This is a genomic window from Priestia sp. FSL R5-0597 (assembly GCF_038006305.1).
Classification (GTDB): Bacteria; Bacillota; Bacilli; order Bacillales; family Bacillaceae_H; genus Priestia; species Priestia zanthoxyli.
In genome coordinates this window covers 486277-506672 of the sequence record NZ_JBBOUZ010000001.1, presented here as the reverse complement: position 1 = coordinate 506672, position 20396 = coordinate 486277, and the positions used below count along the sequence as shown (strand labels likewise).

The window sequence follows — 20396 nt, the reverse complement described above, 5'->3', positions numbered from 1 at the left end:
GAAAGGCAAACCATCAGAACACTTTTTACCTTATAAGTCAAAATACATTAAAATCTTTCACGCACCCCTTTTTACTGACAAGAAGCAATAAATGTACATAACAAAAAAACGGCCCTTTAAAGGGCCGTTTCATTTGTATTTAAAGCTTCACTTCAACTTTTGCATTTTTCTTAAGTTCTTCAACTTTTTTCTGTAATGCTTCTTGTTTCTTTTGTTGTTCAAGCTGCTGCTTAATTTGAGGCTTTACGTCTTCAAGCTTTGGCATTTGAGATTGTTCTTTACTGCCGCTTGCTTGACTTTGGCTTTGTTTTGCAAATTGATCGTAATAATCTTGAATTTCCTTATCTGTTACTTCAGGTGTTTGGATATCTTTATCTACGTACTGCTGATATTTAATGCTGTCAGCCAGCTCAGACTTTAATTGTGATTGAGTGATTCCTGCATCTTTTAAAGCCGCTTTGAACTGTTTATCTGTTTTGAACTGCTTTTTCGTTTCTTTTAACTTTTTATTTACTTCTTCATCAGTTGCTTTATAGCCTTTGTTTTCAGCTTCTTGCAATAGCAGCGTTTGACCTACTAAATTGTCAATTGTTTGCTGCTTTACTTGTTTAGCTGCTTCTTTAGAAGTTGGGTCTTGTCCCATTTGTTGGTACTGATTTTGTGATGTAGCCAGGGCTGCATTATATTCTTCACCCGAAACTTTTTTACCGTTTACAACTGCTACGGTTTTCTTTTCATCTACTTTTTGTTTATCTAATTTCTTCTGCATTTCTTTTGCTTGCTTTTCCTGCTTTTCCTGAGCCTCTTTTTGCTTCTCAGTTTGTGCAGTTTTTTGATCATCGTTCTTTGATTGCTTTGCATCATCGTTTGAACCACAAGCTGTTAAAGCTGCAGCAATTAACCCAATGAGCAATGTATACATCAGTTTTCTCATGATTAATCTCCTTTCATAATCCCAAACGATTATTAGCTATTCGAAAAAATCATCTAGGGGGCATTGTATATGATATAGGCGTAAAAAGAAACCATTTAGGCTAATTTTAAACATATGTAATAAGATTGAAACGTTTTGTAATCTTATGAAAGGTAAATGCTTTCGTTTATACGACCTGTCTAATCATAACATTATTTAGTATGATTTACATAATTTGCAGTAAGCTATTCATCGTACATTCTTTTCTTTAAAGCTTTCTTTACATTAAAGATGACAGTATTTGATCACATAATCAAAGATGACAGTATTTGATCACATAATCTCATCGTTTTTACATTGTCGCTCCCACTGGAAAGAGGTTCTTGGTCATTTGTACAACACTCAATAAAATGAGCCATCTCTCCAACAAAACCACGAAGGTAAAGATCTCGATAAGCTCCCGACATCGGTGAAGCAGAAGGTGTAAACACACGATCGTTTTCTTTTAATGATTTCCACGGTAATTCATCAAAAGTCTGGGATTCGTGAATAGTTAATGAATTTATTTCGTCAACAAAAGCAAAGCCATCGTCAAATGTCACTAATAAGTTTTCACTTTCTCGAGACCATGCTGTCATGCCAGTAAAATACAGGCTCCCTACAGTGCCATTGTCAAACTTCAGCGAAATACTATTTGAAATATATTCACCATGATTATTTCTGAACCCTGTCACGTGAACGACTTCGCCGAACAAGTGACGGACGAGATCAACAATATGTATGGCAGCAAGCTTCATAAACTGCTCTTCATCTTTACAAAAAGGGGTACTGTCTACAGCAAATCTTGCTTGAAATGAACGGACACTTCCTAGGCTACCTTCTTCAATTAATTCTTTTAACTTCATATAACAAGGCGCATAGCGCTTCATAAAACCTACCATAACTTTTACGCCAGCTTGCTTAGCAGCATCTGAAATCTCTTTCGCTTCTCTTTCATTCATCCCCAAAGGCTTGTCCACATAAACATCTTGTCCTGCTCGAATGCAATCCAGCACCAAAGCAGGATGATCTTCAGGCTGTGCCACAACCACTACTCCATCGCACTTTTCTTGCTTTAGCATTTTCTTATAATCATCGTACGGCGTACCGCTGCTCCCAAATCGTTGAAGAGCAGTTTTTGATCTTTCGATACTGCGTGTGGAAATTGCTTTAATTTCTGCTCCCGCTTCAATAACAGAGGGGTAAATGTTCGTTGATGCGTGAAAGCCTGCACCGATAAAACATAATTTTGCTTTTGTCATGTTTTCGCTCCTATTTATTTTTTGATGGATTTATACAAGTTTGACCATATCACAAGCTCTTTTTGAATGTCCAATAGAAGTCTGAAATATATGATTAAAAAGAGGCCGGTACAGAACTAAATGAATCCAACCTAAAGACGAACAAATCAGATACATGAACTGAACCGCTTATGACACCGCCGTTGATTTCCATGCAAGGCTTCGCTTTCCGCGGGCGGGCGCTGAGCCTCCTCGTCGCTTGCGCTCCTGCGGGGTCTCATCTGTCCCGCTTTTTCCGCAAGAGTCTTCGCCTTGCCCTTCAATCAACTGCTGGAAGGACGAAACAGATGAAGTTGTATTCACCATAAAAAAAACGAACCACTCATCAAACTTGCTGATCAATAGTTCGTTTTTCACTTAGGCTAAAATACTTTTCTCCCAGCCTCTTTAATTTATGTATGAATTATAAAACGATTCATACGAATACGTAATCAAATTGTTTTCTTTTGCAAAACACTCAATGGAAACAGGAAATAAAAACCCGTATTTTTTTAAAATTGCAATATTTTTTTCGAATTGCTCGCAGTCGCTTTCTTCAATCGGCCGATGTTGAATCGCTTCAATTACGGCAATTATTGTCTGAAGGCTACTAATGACTTGCAATGCTTCATCGAGTAAGCCATTATATAAATGGTCTGTACAATAATCTGGATTTAATAATTCATCAGGATTAAGCTTATCTACAGATACATACCGAGGTAACAAGTCATAGCGAAGCTGTTCAGTCAACTCTTCTATGTAATTCTCCATTTCTGGCGGAGCTGCTTGGGCAATTTTCATGGTTACCCCCCCTTTTTTCTCTTAACTTATGTCTCTTTATTTAGCATAACATAAACATAAAACGAGAACTTCAGGTAGTTATTTCCTCCTAATTATTTACAAGTTCTTTTTAAAGATTAAAGGATATTTACTAGTATGTAAGGAAGGGATTAAATATGAGTATACACGGCCAATGGCTAGAAGATAAAATCGCAAAAAATGATGCAGGGCAAACAATTGAAGATTATTTAAAAACGAAATGGCGTATTCCTAAAAAAACGCTGCATCAGTTTCGGATGAATAAAAATGTGCTTATAAACGGTGAACCTTTACCATGGAGGAACACTCTTAAGGAAAATGATAGAGTGTCACTCCCTTTTTTTGAAGCAGAACCTGATGAAATAACACCTTACAATGTTAATATAGAGATTTTGTTTGAAGATGAACACGTGCTAATTGTAAACAAACCAATAAACCTAAATACTCATCCTTCATCAGAGCAGGACCAAAAAACTCTTTTAAATGCTGTAGCTGCTTATTTTCAAAAAATAGGCCTCAAAACAAAGCCTAGACACGTTCACCGTTTGGACAGCGATACATCAGGTGCTATCTTATTCACGAAGCATTTTGTAGCAAGTTCTGTGTTTGACCAGCTGCTGGCTGAACGTAAAATTAACCGGACTTATGTTGCTCTTGTCCAAGGACTCATGAAACAAGAGCAAGGAATCGTTAATGAACCTATTGGACGCGATCGCCATCACGCTACGAGAAGAAGAGTATCTAGAACGGGACAAGCTGCCAAAACATCTTATCGCGTGTTAAAGCGCAATATGGAAAAAAATGAAACGCTTATTGAACTTTCGCTCGAGACCGGACGCACTCACCAAATACGTGTTCATATGAGTCACATCGGCCATCCATTACTTGGTGATACGCTTTATGGCGGAAAGAGATTAAAAGATCAGCAGCAAGCTTTACATGCCATTAAGCTTTCTTTTATACACCCGTTTACACATCAGCGCGTGTCAGCTGTTGCACCTCCAGATCAGCAGGTTTTTTTACCGTACAGCAACTTGTTTTCCTATTAAATAAAAAAGAGCGCCAATATGTTATTGGCGCTCTTTTTTATTTAATTTTAAATTGACGAATCAAGTTCGCCAATTCTTCACTAATCTCTTGCAAATGTTCAGCCGATTGAGAAACAGTAGAAATAGCTCTAATTTGTTCTTCTGTAGAAGCCGTAATTTCTTCCGTTCCTGCTGCTGATTGCTGTGCAATAGCTGCTATACTTTGAATGGCCGCTACCACGTCTTCCTTATGCTCATCAATGCTGTCCATGCTGCTTGTTACATGTTCGACAGCCGCTGCCACCTGCTCAATGGTAGTAGCAATTTCACGAAAAGCTTGTTCTGTGTCTCCTACCACAAAGTCTTGAGATTTTGAAAGTTCTTCTGTCCGGTTGCATTCTTCACGAGCAGCCGCGACTTCCCCTTGAATCGCTGCAATCGTGTGGCGAACTTGTTCAGTAGCCTGAGAGGACTGTTCAGCAAGTTTTCGTACCTCTTCAGCTACTACCGCAAATCCTTTGCCATGTTCTCCTGCACGAGCTGCTTCAATACTAGCATTTAGTGCAAGTAAATTTGTCTGATCTGAAATGCTATTAATTGTAAAAATAATAGATTCAATTTCTTTCATCTTACTTGTTAACTCTTCCATTACCGTTTGAACACCGTGAATCGTCTGAGATGATTCGGTAGTTTGGTTGCGAAGCAGCTGCATTTGTTTTAAGCCTTTTTCATTGATGGTTACAGCTTCAATCGTCATTTTATTAATCTCGGCGTTTTGTTCAATGACTTCTTCAATTTGTGAAGATAAACTCATCGTTTTGTGATTAGTAGAGTCAGCGTCAGAAGCCTGCTGAGTGGCGCCGCTGGCAATCTCATGGATAGCCCGGCCAATTTCTTCACTGGATGCAGTTGCTTCTTCAGATACAGCACTCAAGTCTTCAACAGACGTTTTTACTGTCTCAACAGACGTCTGAACCGTGCCAATCAATGTTTTCATTTTAGCTACCATATCGTTAAATAAATGAGTAAGTTCACCAATTTCATCTTTTGACTTCGTCTGAACCTGAACTGTTAAATCGCCAGCTGTTACTTTGGCTACTTCGTTTTTCAAGCGGCGAATTGGATTCGTAATGATTCTTGAGAAAAAGATGGTTAACACCACTGATAATAAGATGCCAATTAACGCAATCCAGACAATCACATTCAGTAAATGATGAGCGCTTGAGAGCATTTCATTATAAATAAAGGCGTTTCCTATCTTCCAATTCGTTCCTTCGAGAGTATCATATGCCATCACTCTCTCTTCACCTTGAAAGGTATACTTCATGAAATCTTTATTCCGGTCTGCTTCGTACATTTTTTTCATAAATGGCTGATTCATTAAATTTTTTCCAGCTTCTGTTGGATGAACGAGCGCTGTGCCATTTTGATCAAATAAAAATGCATATCCACCGTGATTTACTTCTGCTTTACCTACAATGTTTTTTAATGCATCTAAGTCTAAATCAGTAGCTATAACGCCCAGCACATTTTTAGTATCTGGATCTAAAATAGCCTTTGCAATCGTCACAACCGTCTTTTTCGTTGCTGCATCTTCATATGGATCCGTGTAAATTACTTGATCAGGTAATGCCATTGCTTGTTTGTACCAAACTCTTGAAGTCGGGTCATAACCTGATCCGTACTCTTGCTTAGGAACAGAATACATTCCCTTATTTTTAGTGCCTATGTATTCAAGTGCCAGGTTTGGATATTTTTCTTTAAACTGCGTAAACTCTTTTTGAACCGTATTCCATGTAAAATACGGATTTTTCTCTTGGTTTGTTTGATTTCCTTCCTGCTTAACAAAATTAACAATTACGTCATTTTCACTATACGTCAGCAAAGAACGACTATACATGTCTAAGTACGTATGAATCGTTTCTTTTAACTCTTTCACTTGACTTTGAGACTGAATCTCTACATCTTTTTCTATTTGTGTTTTGGTAAATTGATAAACAGCCCCTGAAACAACTAATAATAAAATAGCTATAAAAATACTAAAAAATACTACGAGCTTTGCACTTAACCTCTTCATTCCCTCACCCTTCTACAAAAATCTTTATATTACTAATAACGGCTTTTCATTTTCATTTTTGAAGAAGTTTTTGTGATTTATTTCAAATTTCTCCAAAAATAAAACCAGCCCATCCTTTCATAACGAAAGAACGTGCTGGTTTTATTTTTGCTTTTCGTATGCATCAGGTTCAATATGAACAAGCGTATCTTTAATCTGATGCTCATCGTTCATCATATGTTCAATTTGATCAGCAATTTCATGGCTTTTAATAACATTTAAATGGGGATCTACTTTAACAGTTACATCAATCACGACTTGATTACCAAGCTTGCGCGCTTTCACATCTTCTACTTCTTTTACACCTTCTACAAGCCCAATGCTTTCTTTGTAGTGCCCTAACTTTTCTTCATCAAATCCGTCCGTTAAGGAGTGAGCCGCTTCTTTAAAAATCTCGATGGCTGTTTTACAAATAATAATTCCCACAGCAAAAGCAGCTACCACGTCCAGCCAGGGCAGGCCGAATTGTGAGCCGAAAATTCCCACAACAGCCCCTATACTCACAAGTGCATCAGACAAATTATCTTTAGCAACCGCATATAAAGACTGGCTATCAAGTTTTTTAGCAAGCTTAATATTATACCGGTAGACACCACCCATAACAGCAGCCGCTCCAAGACCTACCCAAGCAGCCAGTAAATTAGGCGCTTCAGATTTGTCCATAAATAATGACTGACCCGCGTCGACCAATACTTCTAGTCCGATGACCATCATGATAAAAGAAGCAATAAGTGAAGAGATATGTTCCGCTCTGGAATGTCCATAGGGATGATCATTATCGCGAGGTTTTTTAGAGATTTTTAAGCCGACTAAGACGGCAATTGATGCAATAATATCTGTAACATTATTAAGACCGTCGGCTTTTAAAGCAGAGGAAGCGGTGACACCCGCAATAATAAGTTTACATGCTGATAAAAAGATATATGATAAGATACTAACCCAAGCGCCTTTTTGGGCTTGCTCATAGTAGTTCTCCATCCCTTCCACTCCTTTATTCAAAATAAGCAAACTTAGTGTAACAAATGGATTTCGTGTGGGTCTATAGAAACATTATTGGCTGTTAACATACAAATAGAGAATGTTAAACTCTTTAGCTTTCTGCAAAACAAGTTGCCTTTACTCAACACTTTAAACGTTTAAGATCTTTCTAAATGTGGCACTTCATGTAGAAGAACCCTTTTTTAAATCGCCCTGTAAAATTGTTTACTATTTTTTTAAGGGTGTGATTTTTATCACAGCCGAGGGTATTTATTCTTGTTACACTAACATTGTGAAAAACATCACAAAATAAAATTCAAAGGATGATACAAATGAAAACACAATTTACACCAAAGACACGAAAAGTTGCCGTTATCGGAACTGGTTTTGTTGGCTCAAGCTACGCTTTTTCAATGGTGAATCAAGGTATTGCCAATGAATTAGTGTTAATCGATATGAACAAAGAAAAAGCAGAAGGCGAAGCACGCGATATCAATCATGGAATGCCATTTGCCACACCGATGAAAATCTGGGCTGGAGATTATAAAGACTGCGCTGATGCTGATTTAGTAGTTATTACAGCGGGCGCTAATCAAGCTCCAGGGGAAACGCGCTTAGATCTAGTTGAAAAAAACGTTAAAATTTTTGAATGCATTGTAAAAGATATTATGAACAGCGGATTTGACGGCATCATTTTAGTGGCAACAAATCCAGTTGATATTCTCGCACACGTTACACAAAAAGTATCAGGATTACCAAACGAACGAGTAATTGGTTCAGGAACGATTCTTGACACAGCTCGCTTCCGCTACTTGTTAAGCGACTATTTCGAAGTAGATTCTCGCAACGTCCACGCTTATATTATGGGGGAACATGGAGATACGGAATTTCCTGTTTGGAGCCACGCGCAAATTGGCGGTGTGAAGCTCGAACATTTTATCAATACTGCTGCTATTGAAAAAGAGCCGGATATGCAGCATCTATTCGAACAAACACGCGATGCGGCTTACCATATTATTAATCGAAAAGGAGCGACTTATTACGGAATTGCGATGGGACTTGTACGCATAACCAAGGCTATTTTAGATGATGAAAATTCTATTTTAACGGTATCTGCTTTATTAGAAGGACAATACGGTATTTCTGATGTGTATATCGGCGTGCCGGCTATCATTAATAAAAACGGCGTGCGCCAAATTATTGAATTGAATTTAACTCCTCACGAACAGCAGCAGCTCGAGCACTCTGCTAGCATTCTTAAGCAAACTCGCGACAGAGCTTTTGTGTAACATCAAAAGATTTTTGCGGGGGACTCCCCCGCTCCCTTGTTTTAAATATGTAGTAGAGGTGTATGAATATGACGTGGACTCAAGTATATAATCCGTTAAATAATATTTGGCTTTCTGCACTAATTGTACTCATCCCCATCATCTTTTTCTTTATTGCTTTAACTCTTTTGAAATTAAAAGGACACATTGCTGCTGGTATTACGGTACTTCTTTCTATGATTATTGCTATTTATTTTTATGATATGCCTGCCTCAATGGTCTTAGGAGCCACAGGCTATGGGTTTTTGTATGCACTTTGGCCCATCAGCTATATTATTATCGGCGCGGTGTTCTTATACAAGCTAACTGTCAAAAGCGGACAGTTTACTACCATTAGGCAATCTATTATTTCAATAACCGATGACCCCCGCTTGCAAATGCTGCTTGTTGCTTTTTCCTTTAATGCTTTTTTAGAAGGAGCAGCAGGATTTGGAGCTCCAATTGCCATTACAGCAGCGCTTCTAGTTGGACTTGGATTCAAACCGTTAAAAGCAGCGGCGCTATGCTTAATTGCTAATACAGCTTCAGGAGCTTTTGGCGCCATGGGGATTCCTGTCATTGTCGCAGGACAAGTATCTGGCATTGATCCAAAAGAAATTGCTCATTTTCTTGGCACGCAGCTTCCGATTATTTCTTTTCTTATCCCTTTTTTACTTGTCTTTATTATGGATGGGATAAAAGGATTAAAAGACGTATGGAAAGCAACGAGCATCACAGCCATTTCCTATGCACTGACGCAGTATTTAACTGTTACATACATCGGCCCTGAACTTCCAAATATCACATCTTCTATTGTGAGTTTGCTTGCTCTTGCTTTTTATATTAAAAGAACAAGCCCGGCAGCAGCTAAAAGCTTCAGCCTGTCACCAAAACAAATTTTAAAGGCTTGGTCTCCTTTTATTCTATTAACGATACTCGTTACGGCTTGGAGCATTTCTTTTGTCAAAACGGCGCTTGAACATCTGAACCTGCTTATTAACGTCCCATTTTTACACAATCACGTAATTAAAGCAGCGCCTTTAGTAAAAGATCCTACGCCTTACGCTGCTGTCTTAAAAATAGACTTATTTGCAGCAACAGGTACGGCAATTCTTATCGCTTGTATCCTTTCAGTTTTCTTGCTTAACGTATCGGCAAAAGTGGCATGGACCACTCTTTTGGAAACCGTAAAAGAACTATCAAGACCTATTATGACGATTATGATGGTCATTGCTTTTGCTTTTATTTCAAATTATTCAGGACAGTCCTCTACACTTGGATTGGCACTCGCTACATCAGCTGCTTATTTTCCATTTTTATCTCCATTTCTTGGCTGGATTGGCGTATTTCTAACGGGGTCTGTCGTATCGAATAATGCGCTGTTCGGCAACTTGCAGCTAACTACTGCTCAGCAAATTAATGTCTTGCCAATTATTCTCGTAGCGGCTAATACTGCCGGCGGCGTAATGGCTAAAATGCTTTCTCCTCAATCAATTGCTGTCGCTGCTGGAGCAGTAGGTTTAGCCGGAAAAGAGGGTGAACTGTTTAAATACACGCTCAAATACAGCATGGGATTTTTGATACTAGGAGGATTTGTTACCTTTTTATTGGCTTGGTGGTTATGATAAAAAAACTGCTAAAAATCCTGTTATTACCTTGTTTCTTTCATTTAAACAAACGTTTGATTATATAAAAAAGTCCCCAGTTAGCGCCGGGGATTTTTTTATTCTGAAATAAGTAAACCTATATTGCCAAATTGTTTTCCTTTATCTAATCGTTCGCAAGCTGCAGCTGCCTCTGACAGCGGATAGAATCTATCGACGATTGGTTTAATTTGATGTTTCTCTATAAAATCCATCATGTCCACAAATTCTTCCTGACTTCCCATAGATGTGCCAAGTATATTGAATTGAGGATAAAAAATAGTTCTTAGAGGCAATTCAACTTCATTTCCAGAACTCGCACCAAAATTAACAATTCTTCCATTTGGCTTTAGTATTTCAAAATACGTCGGAAATAAAGCTGCCCCCACACTATCAAGTATGATATCTACTTTTCTATCGTTGATTTCTTCTTTTAGGTTACTTCCACTGTCTAATGCATAATCAGCTCCGTACTCTAGGGCTTGCTTTCTTTTTTCATCACTTCTAGAAGTAACCGTTACGTCAGCTCCGATAGCTTTTGCGAATAACAAGCCATAAGTCGCGACTCCGCTCCCTATACCAGGAATAAGTAGATGTTCTCCTTTTTTTAACTGTCCTTTTGTAAAGAGAGCTCTATACGCAGTTAAAGCTGATAATGAAAGAACTCCCGCTTGTTTCCAAGATAGATAAGGCGGCTTTTGCACAACATTATCCGCTTTTATGATTACATACTCTGCAAACGTTCCATTCGATGGACCACCTAAAATTTTAGGCGTAAACGGAATGTCCTCTATACGATCCCACTCCAGACTTGGATTAATGATCACTTCTATTCCAATTTTTAAACCTTTTACGCCTTCTCCCACTTCTTCTATAATACCTGCACCGTCTGAACCGGGAATAAACGGCTTATCTCCTTTGCCTCGATTATTCATAACAAATAAATCTCTCCGGTTTAAACCTGCTGTTTTTAACCTTACTTTTACTTCTCCTCTTTCAGGGGGCATCTCCTGAAGATTTCTGTAATTCATGCCTGCTATACCGCTTTTCTCACTATGTATAATGACTTTCATGATTTCGCCTCCTCTTAATCTACTCTACTAAAAAGCTCAAAACCGCAAAAGAAATATGCCCAAAAAAAGGAAAATAAACTTTTAAAATCGCTTTTTCACCGTTTTATCTTTATTTTTCTGTATCCTAAAAGTATTCAGCTTCTTTTATTACATATTTGTTACAAAAAATATTATTTGTAACAAAACGAATATAAAATAGAAAAATCGGTTTAAAAATCCTGATAAATCAACATTTATCCGCAATTTATTTACTATATCTACTTCAAAAACTAGTAAAAATCTAAAAAAATTTAAGAAAAAAAGACAAAACACTTTCTTTTATTACAGATTTATTGTAATATAAATGTAACAAAAGAAATATAAAACACATAATTGTTACATAAATAAGGTTAATTAATTAGGAGTGAGTTAGAAATGAAAAAAATTGGACTAGTTTTATCATCAATCGCTATTTTCTTTACACTAAGCACTGGAGTTACAGCACAAACAACATCTCCAACACTAACGGATGCAAATGCTGTCAAAATTGCAGCTAGTGCCAGCAATCATTTCTGGAGTGCTCTGCACGGTTATAAAAACAAACCATGTACAGAACGTACATTTGAATATAAAGGAACTGAGTACGTGTACCTTTGCCCTGAATTTGATACAAAAGCTGAGCTATCAAGCTACTTATCTGAGACATTTACAAATAGTGCAGTAGAAAAAGGATTAACAAATTACGGCTATATCACATATAACGGTAAACTTGCACATCCAATCGGCGACGGATTCAGCATGTTAGAGTGGTCAAAAGCAAAAACAAAGCTTGTGTATCAAACAGCAACAGTTCGCTCTTATGAATTCACAGTTCCAACTGTAGATGGCGGCAGTGTAAAACGAACTGTCACATTCTATAAATCTAATTCTCAGTGGAAAGTAAATAAATTTGACGCTGTTCAATAATAAAAAAAGCAGGCCTGCTTGAGCAGACCTGCTTTTTTCTTTTTGATCGATAACATAAATAAAACTTCTACTTACAGCGCTCTAATAGCTGTAAATAGAAGTTGAGATCACAAGTTTAAGTAAATCAAATTTTGTCGAATCCTGTAGAAACAGTGATAAGTTACGTTTTATATTACAGGCTAAACCGCTTGTTGTCAACATGATTTAACAAAAAGATAAATCGACATATACTAAACATATCAAAGACTTTTTGATATCGCAGTTGGCAGACATTATTCTATACATATATCAATGCAAGCAAGAAAGAAGCGCTCTTCATTTCCCATTAAAAATAAAAACATTAGCTTGGATTTTGTTCATGTTCCTTTGGGTTATCATGTACAGGGTGCGCCCCTGGGAATAACCTTTGAGCTTTTTCATGAAGGTTTTTGTTTTCATAATTAAATGCGCTATACGTTCGCTGCCCTTCTTCCCATGAAGTAGATTTCCCCAGTTTTTGATTAACCGGAGAGCCGAAGGGACCGTCTGGAAATTCTTCAGCGGTTATATACTCGTGGCTTTTTTCTACTGTAGAGAAATCACGATACGAGGGCTGTTTGTCTTCTTTCAATGATTTCACCCCTTCTTTCTAGAAGATTCTCTACTAGTATGCACACTTCTTTGTAAAAAACCCTCTTAAATTAGTCTAAATCAGGGTATGATAACTATACATTTACTTTTTAAAGGAGTTGAACAGCTTGGAACCTAGACCTCAGAAAGGAACTTTTTTCCGAGAAAAAATCTTAAATAATAAATTTGTTGTATATACAATTATTATTTTTATTCTCAGCATGACTATTTTTTCGTTATCAAAAATCGGATTTATTTTAATTCCTATCTCTATTTTTATTAAAACAATCGCACTGCCGATTATCTTAGCAGGAATTTGCTTTTATTTATTTAATCCGCTTGTTGACTTTTTAGAACGAAAAGGTGTAAAACGAATTATTTCCATTCTTGTTTTATACATAGTGATTATCGGCGCATTAGCCATTATTATTTCATCGGTTATTCCGCCTCTAAAAAATCAAGTTGACCGTCTTATTGATAATATCCCAGAGCTGACGCATGACGTTCAGCATGCGGTGACGAACCTTTCGAATAACCGATATGTCGAACAAGGCCTTCAGTCGGCTAACACGGACCTAGATAAGATTTCAAAAGATGCATCAAAACACTTGAGTAAATATGTTTCTGGATTTTCAAGCGGTATTGTGAACTTTGTCGGCACCATTACAGAAATTATATTATCGGTTGCCGTTTTACCCTTTATTCTTTTCTACTTATTAAAAGATGGGAAAAACTTACCTAATTACATTGTAAAACTGCTTCCAAACCGCTCTCGTTCTGAAGCTAAATTCATTTTAGCCGACATGAACCACGCATTAAGCGCATATATTCGCGGGCAAATTTTTGTTGCGATTTGTATAGGTGTACTGCTTTTCATTGGCTATCTGATTATTGGGTTAGATTATGCATTACTTCTAGCGATTATCGCCATGGTAACCAATGTTGTCCCTTACCTTGGTCCTATTATCGCCATTATTCCAGCCATTATTATTGCGTTTATTACGTCTCCTTTTATGCTTGTAAAACTGGCCATTGTCTGGGCAGTTGTTCAATTGCTTGAAGGCAAAGTAATCTCTCCGCAAATTATGGGAAGAAGCCTGGATATTCACCCGATTACGGTCATTTTTGTCATTCTAACCGCCGGAAACTTATTCGGAATCATCGGTATTATTTTAGCCGTTCCTGGATATGCCGTTTTAAAAGTTATTATTACGCATATTTACCAATTCATCCGTTTGAACTCTACTATGTATCCAGATAAAAAAGCATAATAAAAAGCCCATCGATTTTCGATGGGCTTAACTTTTTACTTTTGTTCTTCTTCATCTTCACGATCAAACCAAAGGAGCTCTTGATCATCTTCATCTCCATTATAGTTGATGAGAATTTCTTCTCCTGCTTGGATATCCGTATATGCATAAAAATCAAAGGTATGATTGTCAAAATTAATTTCATACGTAGCATTGGGTGTATACGAGTGATTAAACAGCATACCGTATCCCAAAAGAATAGCCGTATGATTCACTCCATATTCAAAAGCATAATCCGCTAGTGTTGTTTTCTCAATAAAATCATGCTCTTTATTAGGATAAGCGATAACAGGAGCTTCGTGAATAAGCGTTCCTTTTTTAATATCTTGCTTAGCAAATACACCTCTGTTAAATTCTCCGTCGCTTATCGTAGACATTTTTATTTCGATCATATTCGTCACCTATATATTCTTTCCTCTAAGATTTTCTTCTTCCCTAAGCTTGACAGTTTATAATGGGGAAATCAACTGTTTTTCATAACCACTTGAATATAAGCTGAAGGAACGCTTATCATACGCACTTGTGTAAGCACTTACCTTGTTAGAAACACGCAATTTGATTTTATTTTAGACATAGAAAAGCAATGACCTGGCGCATAGCGCTTTTTTGAGCCATTCAACATGTGAAGAATCGTTTTTCTCTGTGATATAATCGTTTATGCTGCTTTTTTATGTTAATCTATGACTTTTATTACTGATTTTATCTTATGTTAGAAAGAAGGTTTCACATGAACTTAAATCACGACAGAGATGGTGTGATATATGCGGTCCTTTCTTATCTTATGTGGGGGCTCACGCCAATTTATTGGAAGCTGGTTCACCACGTAGCACCAGGTGAGATTTTAGCTCAGCGCGTTTTTTGGTCTTTTATTTTTATGCTTATTCTTTTATTAATGACAAAGAAATGGCGTACATACATTACGTTTATAAAAGAAATAGTGAAAAAACCATCCTTATTCTGGTCCCTTTTTACTGCGTCTGTACTTATTAGTGCAAATTGGGGCATTTTTATGTGGGCTGTCATTAATGGAAAAATAGTAGAAGCGAGCCTTGGACAATATATTAATCCCCTAACAAGTGTTTTATTAGGTGTTATTTTCTTAAAAGAGAGATTAAGCGGGGCTCAAATTTTTGCATTTATACTAGCAGGAATCGGCGTCTTAACGCTTAGTCTTCATTATGGTGTGGTTCCTTGGATTTCGCTTAGCTTAGCTGTTACCTTCGGATTATATGGTTTGGCAAAGAAAAAGATTAAAGCTGATTCAACGATTGGATTAACTCTTGAAACGATGGTCATCTCCCCTATTGCATTAGCATACATAGGCTACCTTACGTTTCAATCACACTTGCAGTTTTTTGATTCTTTTTCAACAAGTCTTTTATTAATGGGCAGTGGAGTAGTTACAGCTTTACCACTCCTATTATTCACAAAAAGTGCTAAAAAAGTATCATTATCAATGCTTGGTATTCTTCAATATATTTCACCAACCTTGTCTTTGCTAGCAGGAGTCATTCTATACCATGAATCGCTAACAAAAGCTCATGTTATTGCTTTTAGTTTTATTTGGTTAGCTCTTATTGTTTATACGTTCTCATCTATTACTAAATGGGGGAACAGAAAACAAATAAGAAATAAAGTGGAGGCTTAACAGCATCATACACTCTCTTACGCATTATTTTTAAACAAAATAGGCTGAGAGGAGCATTATTTATGAAACGCATTATTGACTCGCATATTCATCTAGATCAATATGAACAGAAAAGCTGGAAAGACATAGTTGAGCAGGATCCTTCGTTACAAGCGCTTATTTCTGTATCTTCTACATTACACTCTTGCCAACTTAATCAAAAAATCAGCAAGTTATATTCCTGCGTGAAACCTGCCTACGGATTTCACCCTGAACAAATGCTGCCTTCTTCAAATGAATTAGCGGAGCTGTTTGCTTGGATTGATCAAAACAATGAAGAAATGATTGCGGTTGGTGAGGTTGGTCTACCTTATTACTTAAGTCAGACCTATACTCTTTCTCTAGAGCCCTATTTGGAGCTGCTTGAAGCTTTTATTATTCATTCAAAAAAATGGGGGAAACCGTTAATTCTTCACGCTGTATATGAAGATGCTGAGATCGTGTGCGACTTGCTAGAAAAACATTCTGTGCCTAAAGCTCACTTCCACTGGTTCAAAGGAGCTAAAAAAACCGTTGAACGAATGAAAAACAACGGCTACTATATTTCCCTTACACCTGATATTGTATATAAACCTAAAATCCAAGCGCTTGCCACAGATTACCCTCTTGACTACTTGATGGTCGAAACAGATGGTCCGTGGCCATTTGAAGGACCTTTTCAAAACCAGACAACGGTTCCATCAATGATGCATCAGTCCGTTCAGGAAATAGCACGTCTCAAAAGGGTTTCTGTAACGGAGACATATGATTTTTTATATCGAAATACAGCTCATTTTTATAATCTCTCCACATAAAAAGCCTTTCCCTAAGGAAAGGCTTTTTATTTATATCTAAATTCGTTTCACAAGTTTTACGATCAGCACAATCACTGCAATGACAAGAAGAATGTGAATGATGCCGCCGCCAATATGAAAAACTAATCCTAATAACCAAAAAATAAATAAAAGTCCAATAATCGTCCACAACATAATTTTTTCTCCTTTTTTATATGTAGTATTTGTTATAATTTTATATTTCCCTAAATGTGCATAAATAAACGCATTTCATATACATCTTTTCACTAAAGAAGGTTCACATAATGTACAAAAAGCAATCATGTTCTCTGTGGTAAAATAAGTATGTAATCTTATTTAATTTAAGCGGAGATGATTAACTATGACATGGATTGTATTACTTTCCATCATTCTTGTAAGTGCACTCAAAATATTAATAACGTGTCTTCCAACTCCAGTGGTCAAATGGCTTATGACTAAATTTCAATTACACCCAACACTTGATGATCAAAACGCTACTGTCACAGTTGATGGGAAACATTTAGAAGGCAAAGACAAAATGCAAGTGATTGATTATTTTAATAAAGCAACATTTTTAAAACAATATTATGTCCATGAAGGAAATAAGGACTATTATAAACACCTAGAAGACAGTGAAACTCCACTTGTTATCGATACGAAAAAAGGGAAAAACGATGTTCGACTATGCGTATATAGCTATCATGATCATGTCGATGTCGTAAAACAGTATAAAAAGAAGATTATCGCCTACAGCCTTCTGTCTGATCACCTTCAAAAGCAGTCCATAACAGCTGACCTAGCTTAAACCAGTCGCCTACAAGGCGGCTTTTTTAGTTTTTAGGTTTAGTTTGAAGTTACCTTATTTAAAAATACCAAACTTTAACATTAATTCTAATGCTATAACATAAATTAATAGAATTTTCTAAATTTTTAAGAGGTGATGGATAATGCTTTCTTTGTTAGGGTTTGGAATGATTGCTACTTTTCTTTCTTTTCAAGTGGGCCTTTGGGACAACTATTATCATGACAATTACAGCCATTTTAACGAACGCTGTTTCCCTTTAGACTTCTACTATAAAAAAAGGAAGCCGACTACCATAAGGCAATCGGCTCACACATGTAGGATATTGATTTAACACTAACAAAGTACAACACAACACTAGTAATTATATAATATATTTCATTATTTTGAAAGCGATTTCATATATATTTTTAAAAATATTTTGTTACTTGTTTTTTATAGAAAAAAACCACGTTTCAGCCAATTCGAAACGTGGTTCTTTTCTGTAAGGACTTGCCCTACAGGCTATAAATGTAAGTTACGTTCATTATAGCATGAGCCCATATACAGATTCCATGGTAATTACTGTATGATCTCGTTACGTTACGACTCGTTGTATTTTTCTGTCCATGTGCAGCGTATTCCATGGTTCGTCCTGTTCAGCTAGCCTTTTGATAAAGCCTTGTGAAGCCCAAAAAGGAATAGCGCCAGGTAAGAAAGGATGAGTATGCAGATACAGCGTGTCATAAAAATGACTTTGGGCAAATTGTTCAACTGCTTTTAACAGCTGCTGTCCAATGCCTAGACGCCGGTACGCTGGATCGACATAGCATTTTACAATCTCAGCTGCAGTTCTATGTTCATATCGCTCTTTTAATGCATGAAACCGTCCATCGTAAGCGTATAAACCAATGGTTCCAATTACTTGTTGATTTTCCGTAACAGCTGCAAAAAAAGCAGCGTCTTTCGCTTGAACGTAATGTTCATTAAAATGAAGCAAATCCACAGGAAGCTGATTTTTTTCCAGCATAGGAAATAGCTCATTCCGCATATTCATGACAAACTGAATCACTTCAGCATCCTTTTCTTTTACTTCTTTAATTTGATACATTTGTACTTCTTGCACGTTTACTGTCACATCCTTTTAGCGATCATTGTATACTTTTTCTTTTCTCTGCTTATGCTGCAATGTTAACTACGGCGTTACGTCTAAGTGCTGAGTCAGCATATAATACTCGCTTGGATTTGTTGTCCAGTTTTTCACTTTTTGATTATAAGCAACAACAATGTTTGGATGTACAATCGATGACGTCAGCATTTTTCTATTAATCAAAGCGGTTGCTTGTTTGGCTAACTGATCTCGTTTTGCGTCATCTACTGTTGAATTTAACTGTTCTATCATTTTTGTTAGCGTATCATCATTAATCCGGCTGGCATTTAAACCACCGCCGGGCAAATAGTTCGTACTTAAATAATAGCTGGCATCTCCTCTAGGTGCTGTGATAAGGCTGTACAATGCTAAATCCCAATCATCTTTTGCCATTACATATTCATCGCTATCTTCAACTAGGTGAATCTTAATAGTAATTCCTAACTCTTTGGCATTAGACTGTATAAGCTGAGCAATTAAAGGCAGTTCTGGCAAAGAACTGTATGTGACAAGAGAGAGCGATAGTGGCTTTCCATTTTTGATTGCTTTGTCATTTTTGATTTGATAGCCTGCTTTCTCTAAATATTTTTTAGCAGATGTCATACCTCTTTGCTCATTAGCAGTACTATCAGCAAAAGGAAATTGGGGTAAAAATGGACCTCCAGCCGCTGCCGCTTGATTGTTCATGATGCTGCTAACAATTTCTTTTCGGTTCAATAAAGTATCGATAGCTTTTCTTACATTTTCGTCTTTTAATGCGTCATTGGTTTGATTGTAAAGCAATAAATGGGTGCGCACACTAGGTACTCCACTTACTTTAAAAGACGGATCTGTTTGTAAAGTGCCCAAGCTTTCTAAAGGCGGGCGATAAATAATATCGGCTGTTCCAGATTGAAGAGCAGCAACTCGCGCATTAGCATCTTCGTTAAATCCAAAGATCGCACTTTTCAATTTCACTTTTCCACCCCAATAATTTTCATATCTTTCTAATTTTACTTGATTTCCTTGATCAAAAGACAAGACGCGAAATGGACCCGTACCAATGGGCTTCTTAGCTATATTAGAAGCATCAACATCTATAATAGCTGTATTTGGATGCACTAATTCAGAAGGAAATTTAGGCATTGTTTCTTTTAATGTAATTGTCAGCGCATGACTGTTCGCTTTCATTTCTTTAATATTTAAAGCGTTTTTCATCGCATAACTTTGGTCTATCGTTCTTTGAAGAGAAGACTTAACGGCATTTGCATCCAGCGCTTTTCCGTTTTGAAACATGATGTTCTTTCTTATCATAAATGTCCATGTAAGGCCGTTATCTTTCGTTTCCCACTTTTCAGCAAGCCAAGGCTTTATTTTTAAATCGTCGTTGATTTTAACAAGCGTCTCCCCTACTCCCCCACGAACTGCTGTATAATTATCGTCCGTATGAGGATCAAGCGTTGCAGATGTAAAATTAAATAAAAACGTCACACTTTTATCCGTTTTCTTTCTTTCTTTTATACTTACACTCTCTTCATTAGGAGCGCAAGCAGTGAGGCAAAGTAACACGAGAAATATCATAGATACAAGTTTTTTATTATTTATCATTCATTTTTCCACCTTCTATTTTAATACACAAAAAAAAGCACTTCTAAAAAGAAGTGCTTGCCTTCACAACAAATTCAGATAAACGTATCCCTTGTTTATCGTATTTTTGATTCTGCCAAAACACCTCCCTATCCTCGTAGGTTATTGCGTGCTGCGATTTATGGCAGGTCTCCTGGCTTCAAGTCATTGCCTTATACCGCCTTCCCGTCTCTAAATAGACAGTGGCTTTTTGACATAAGGCTCCTTGTTACAGTGGCGGGACCGCTCCGGATTTTCACCGGATTCCCTTTTAAGGCAATTGAAAAACAATTGCCACCATAAAAGCTGGTTATTTAAT

Annotated in this window: 20 protein-coding genes and 1 riboswitch; of the genes, 8 read left to right on the top strand and 12 right to left on the bottom strand. The window is 37.0% G+C overall.

Annotated features, from left to right (window positions below; all coding sequences use genetic code 11):
* Positions 1-139: 139 nt before the first annotated feature.
* The 4 genes from MKX72_RS02695 to MKX72_RS02680 all read right to left on the bottom strand — a co-directional run bounded on the left by MKX72_RS02695 (position 140) and on the right by MKX72_RS02680 (position 3033).
* The gene (locus MKX72_RS02695; RefSeq protein ID WP_033580669.1) at positions 140-934 is read right to left on the bottom strand and encodes a SurA N-terminal domain-containing protein; all 795 of its coding nucleotides are present in this window, start codon (positions 932-934) and stop codon (positions 140-142) included.
* A 284-nt stretch (positions 935-1218) separates the two neighbouring features.
* The gene (locus tag MKX72_RS02690; RefSeq protein WP_155008651.1) at positions 1219-2214 is read right to left on the bottom strand and encodes a Gfo/Idh/MocA family protein; all 996 of its coding nucleotides are present in this window, start codon (positions 2212-2214) and stop codon (positions 1219-1221) included.
* Between the two features lie 168 nt (positions 2215-2382).
* Positions 2383-2610 (bottom strand): hypothetical protein, encoded by a 228-nt coding sequence (locus MKX72_RS02685; RefSeq protein ID WP_047751692.1) that lies wholly within the window; start codon positions 2608-2610, stop codon positions 2383-2385.
* A 30-nt stretch (positions 2611-2640) separates the two neighbouring features.
* Positions 2641-3033 (bottom strand): YhcU family protein, encoded by a 393-nt coding sequence (locus MKX72_RS02680; RefSeq protein ID WP_013081630.1) that lies wholly within the window; start codon positions 3031-3033, stop codon positions 2641-2643.
* 155 nt (positions 3034-3188) lie between these two features.
* On the opposite strand from MKX72_RS02680, the gene MKX72_RS02675 reads away from it, so the two are divergent.
* Positions 3189-4100 carry an RluA family pseudouridine synthase gene (locus MKX72_RS02675; protein ID WP_155008650.1) on the top strand — a complete coding sequence of 304 codons (912 nt, stop codon included), beginning with the start codon at positions 3189-3191 and terminating at the stop codon, positions 4098-4100.
* A gap of 37 nt (positions 4101-4137) precedes the next feature.
* On the opposite strand, the gene MKX72_RS02670 is transcribed toward MKX72_RS02675, so the two are convergent.
* Entirely contained in the window at positions 4138-6156 is a 2019-nt protein-coding gene (locus MKX72_RS02670; RefSeq protein WP_033580672.1) for a methyl-accepting chemotaxis protein, read from the bottom strand.
* Positions 6157-6297: 141 nt separating this feature from the next.
* Complete coding sequence (locus MKX72_RS02665) at positions 6298-7173, bottom strand: cation diffusion facilitator family transporter (protein WP_028414323.1); 876 nt, start codon at positions 7171-7173, stop codon at positions 6298-6300.
* Between the two features lie 332 nt (positions 7174-7505).
* On the opposite strand from MKX72_RS02665, the gene MKX72_RS02660 reads away from it, so the two are divergent.
* Complete coding sequence (locus MKX72_RS02660) at positions 7506-8462, top strand: L-lactate dehydrogenase (RefSeq protein ID WP_013081626.1); 957 nt, start codon at positions 7506-7508, stop codon at positions 8460-8462.
* 62 nt (positions 8463-8524) lie between these two features.
* A complete protein-coding gene (locus tag MKX72_RS02655; RefSeq protein ID WP_186808545.1) occupies positions 8525-10105 on the top strand; it encodes a lactate permease LctP family transporter in 1581 nt (526 codons plus the stop codon).
* Positions 10106-10203: 98 nt separating this feature from the next.
* On the opposite strand, the gene MKX72_RS02650 is transcribed toward MKX72_RS02655, so the two are convergent.
* On the bottom strand, positions 10204-11196 hold the full coding sequence (locus MKX72_RS02650) for a zinc-binding dehydrogenase (RefSeq protein WP_049162821.1): 993 nt from the start codon (positions 11194-11196) through the stop codon (positions 10204-10206).
* Between the two features lie 414 nt (positions 11197-11610).
* On the opposite strand from MKX72_RS02650, the gene MKX72_RS02645 reads away from it, so the two are divergent.
* On the top strand, positions 11611-12141 hold the full coding sequence (locus tag MKX72_RS02645) for an IseA DL-endopeptidase inhibitor family protein (RefSeq protein WP_028414327.1): 531 nt from the start codon (positions 11611-11613) through the stop codon (positions 12139-12141).
* Positions 12142-12481: 340 nt separating this feature from the next.
* Here the strand turns inward: MKX72_RS02645 and MKX72_RS02640 are convergent, their stop codons facing one another.
* The gene (locus MKX72_RS02640; RefSeq protein ID WP_028414328.1) at positions 12482-12751 is read right to left on the bottom strand and encodes a hypothetical protein; all 270 of its coding nucleotides are present in this window, start codon (positions 12749-12751) and stop codon (positions 12482-12484) included.
* Positions 12752-12878: 127 nt separating this feature from the next.
* Between MKX72_RS02640 and MKX72_RS02635 the strand changes: the two genes are divergently transcribed.
* Positions 12879-14021 (top strand): AI-2E family transporter, encoded by a 1143-nt coding sequence (locus MKX72_RS02635; protein ID WP_013081622.1) that lies wholly within the window; start codon positions 12879-12881, stop codon positions 14019-14021.
* 35 nt (positions 14022-14056) lie between these two features.
* Here the strand turns inward: MKX72_RS02635 and MKX72_RS02630 are convergent, their stop codons facing one another.
* Positions 14057-14452, bottom strand: coding sequence for an SET domain-containing protein (locus MKX72_RS02630; protein WP_028414329.1), 396 nt, complete (start codon positions 14450-14452; stop codon positions 14057-14059).
* 335 nt (positions 14453-14787) lie between these two features.
* Here MKX72_RS02630 and rarD point away from each other — a divergent pair, with 335 nt between their 5' ends.
* Together rarD and MKX72_RS02620 are read left to right on the top strand one after the other, a co-directional pair.
* On the top strand, positions 14788-15708 hold the full coding sequence (gene rarD / locus MKX72_RS02625) for an EamA family transporter RarD (protein ID WP_033580677.1): 921 nt from the start codon (positions 14788-14790) through the stop codon (positions 15706-15708).
* 62 nt (positions 15709-15770) lie between these two features.
* Complete coding sequence (locus MKX72_RS02620) at positions 15771-16541, top strand: TatD family hydrolase (protein WP_048020647.1); 771 nt, start codon at positions 15771-15773, stop codon at positions 16539-16541.
* A gap of 36 nt (positions 16542-16577) precedes the next feature.
* Here the strand turns inward: MKX72_RS02620 and MKX72_RS02615 are convergent, their stop codons facing one another.
* On the bottom strand, positions 16578-16715 hold the full coding sequence (locus MKX72_RS02615) for a lmo0937 family membrane protein (RefSeq protein WP_013055244.1): 138 nt from the start codon (positions 16713-16715) through the stop codon (positions 16578-16580).
* 187 nt (positions 16716-16902) lie between these two features.
* Here MKX72_RS02615 and MKX72_RS02610 point away from each other — a divergent pair, with 187 nt between their 5' ends.
* A complete protein-coding gene (locus MKX72_RS02610) occupies positions 16903-17346 on the top strand; it encodes a YfmQ family protein (protein WP_028414332.1) in 444 nt (147 codons plus the stop codon).
* A gap of 574 nt (positions 17347-17920) precedes the next feature.
* On the opposite strand, the gene MKX72_RS02605 is transcribed toward MKX72_RS02610, so the two are convergent.
* Together MKX72_RS02605 and nikA are read right to left on the bottom strand one after the other, a co-directional pair.
* Complete coding sequence (locus tag MKX72_RS02605) at positions 17921-18448, bottom strand: GNAT family N-acetyltransferase (protein WP_051137139.1); 528 nt, start codon at positions 18446-18448, stop codon at positions 17921-17923.
* A gap of 69 nt (positions 18449-18517) precedes the next feature.
* Positions 18518-20059, bottom strand: coding sequence for a nickel ABC transporter substrate-binding protein (nikA, locus tag MKX72_RS02600; protein ID WP_155008648.1), 1542 nt, complete (start codon positions 20057-20059; stop codon positions 18518-18520).
* Between the two features lie 144 nt (positions 20060-20203).
* Positions 20204-20394, bottom strand: a riboswitch (cobalamin riboswitch).
* Positions 20395-20396: the final 2 nt, after the last annotated feature.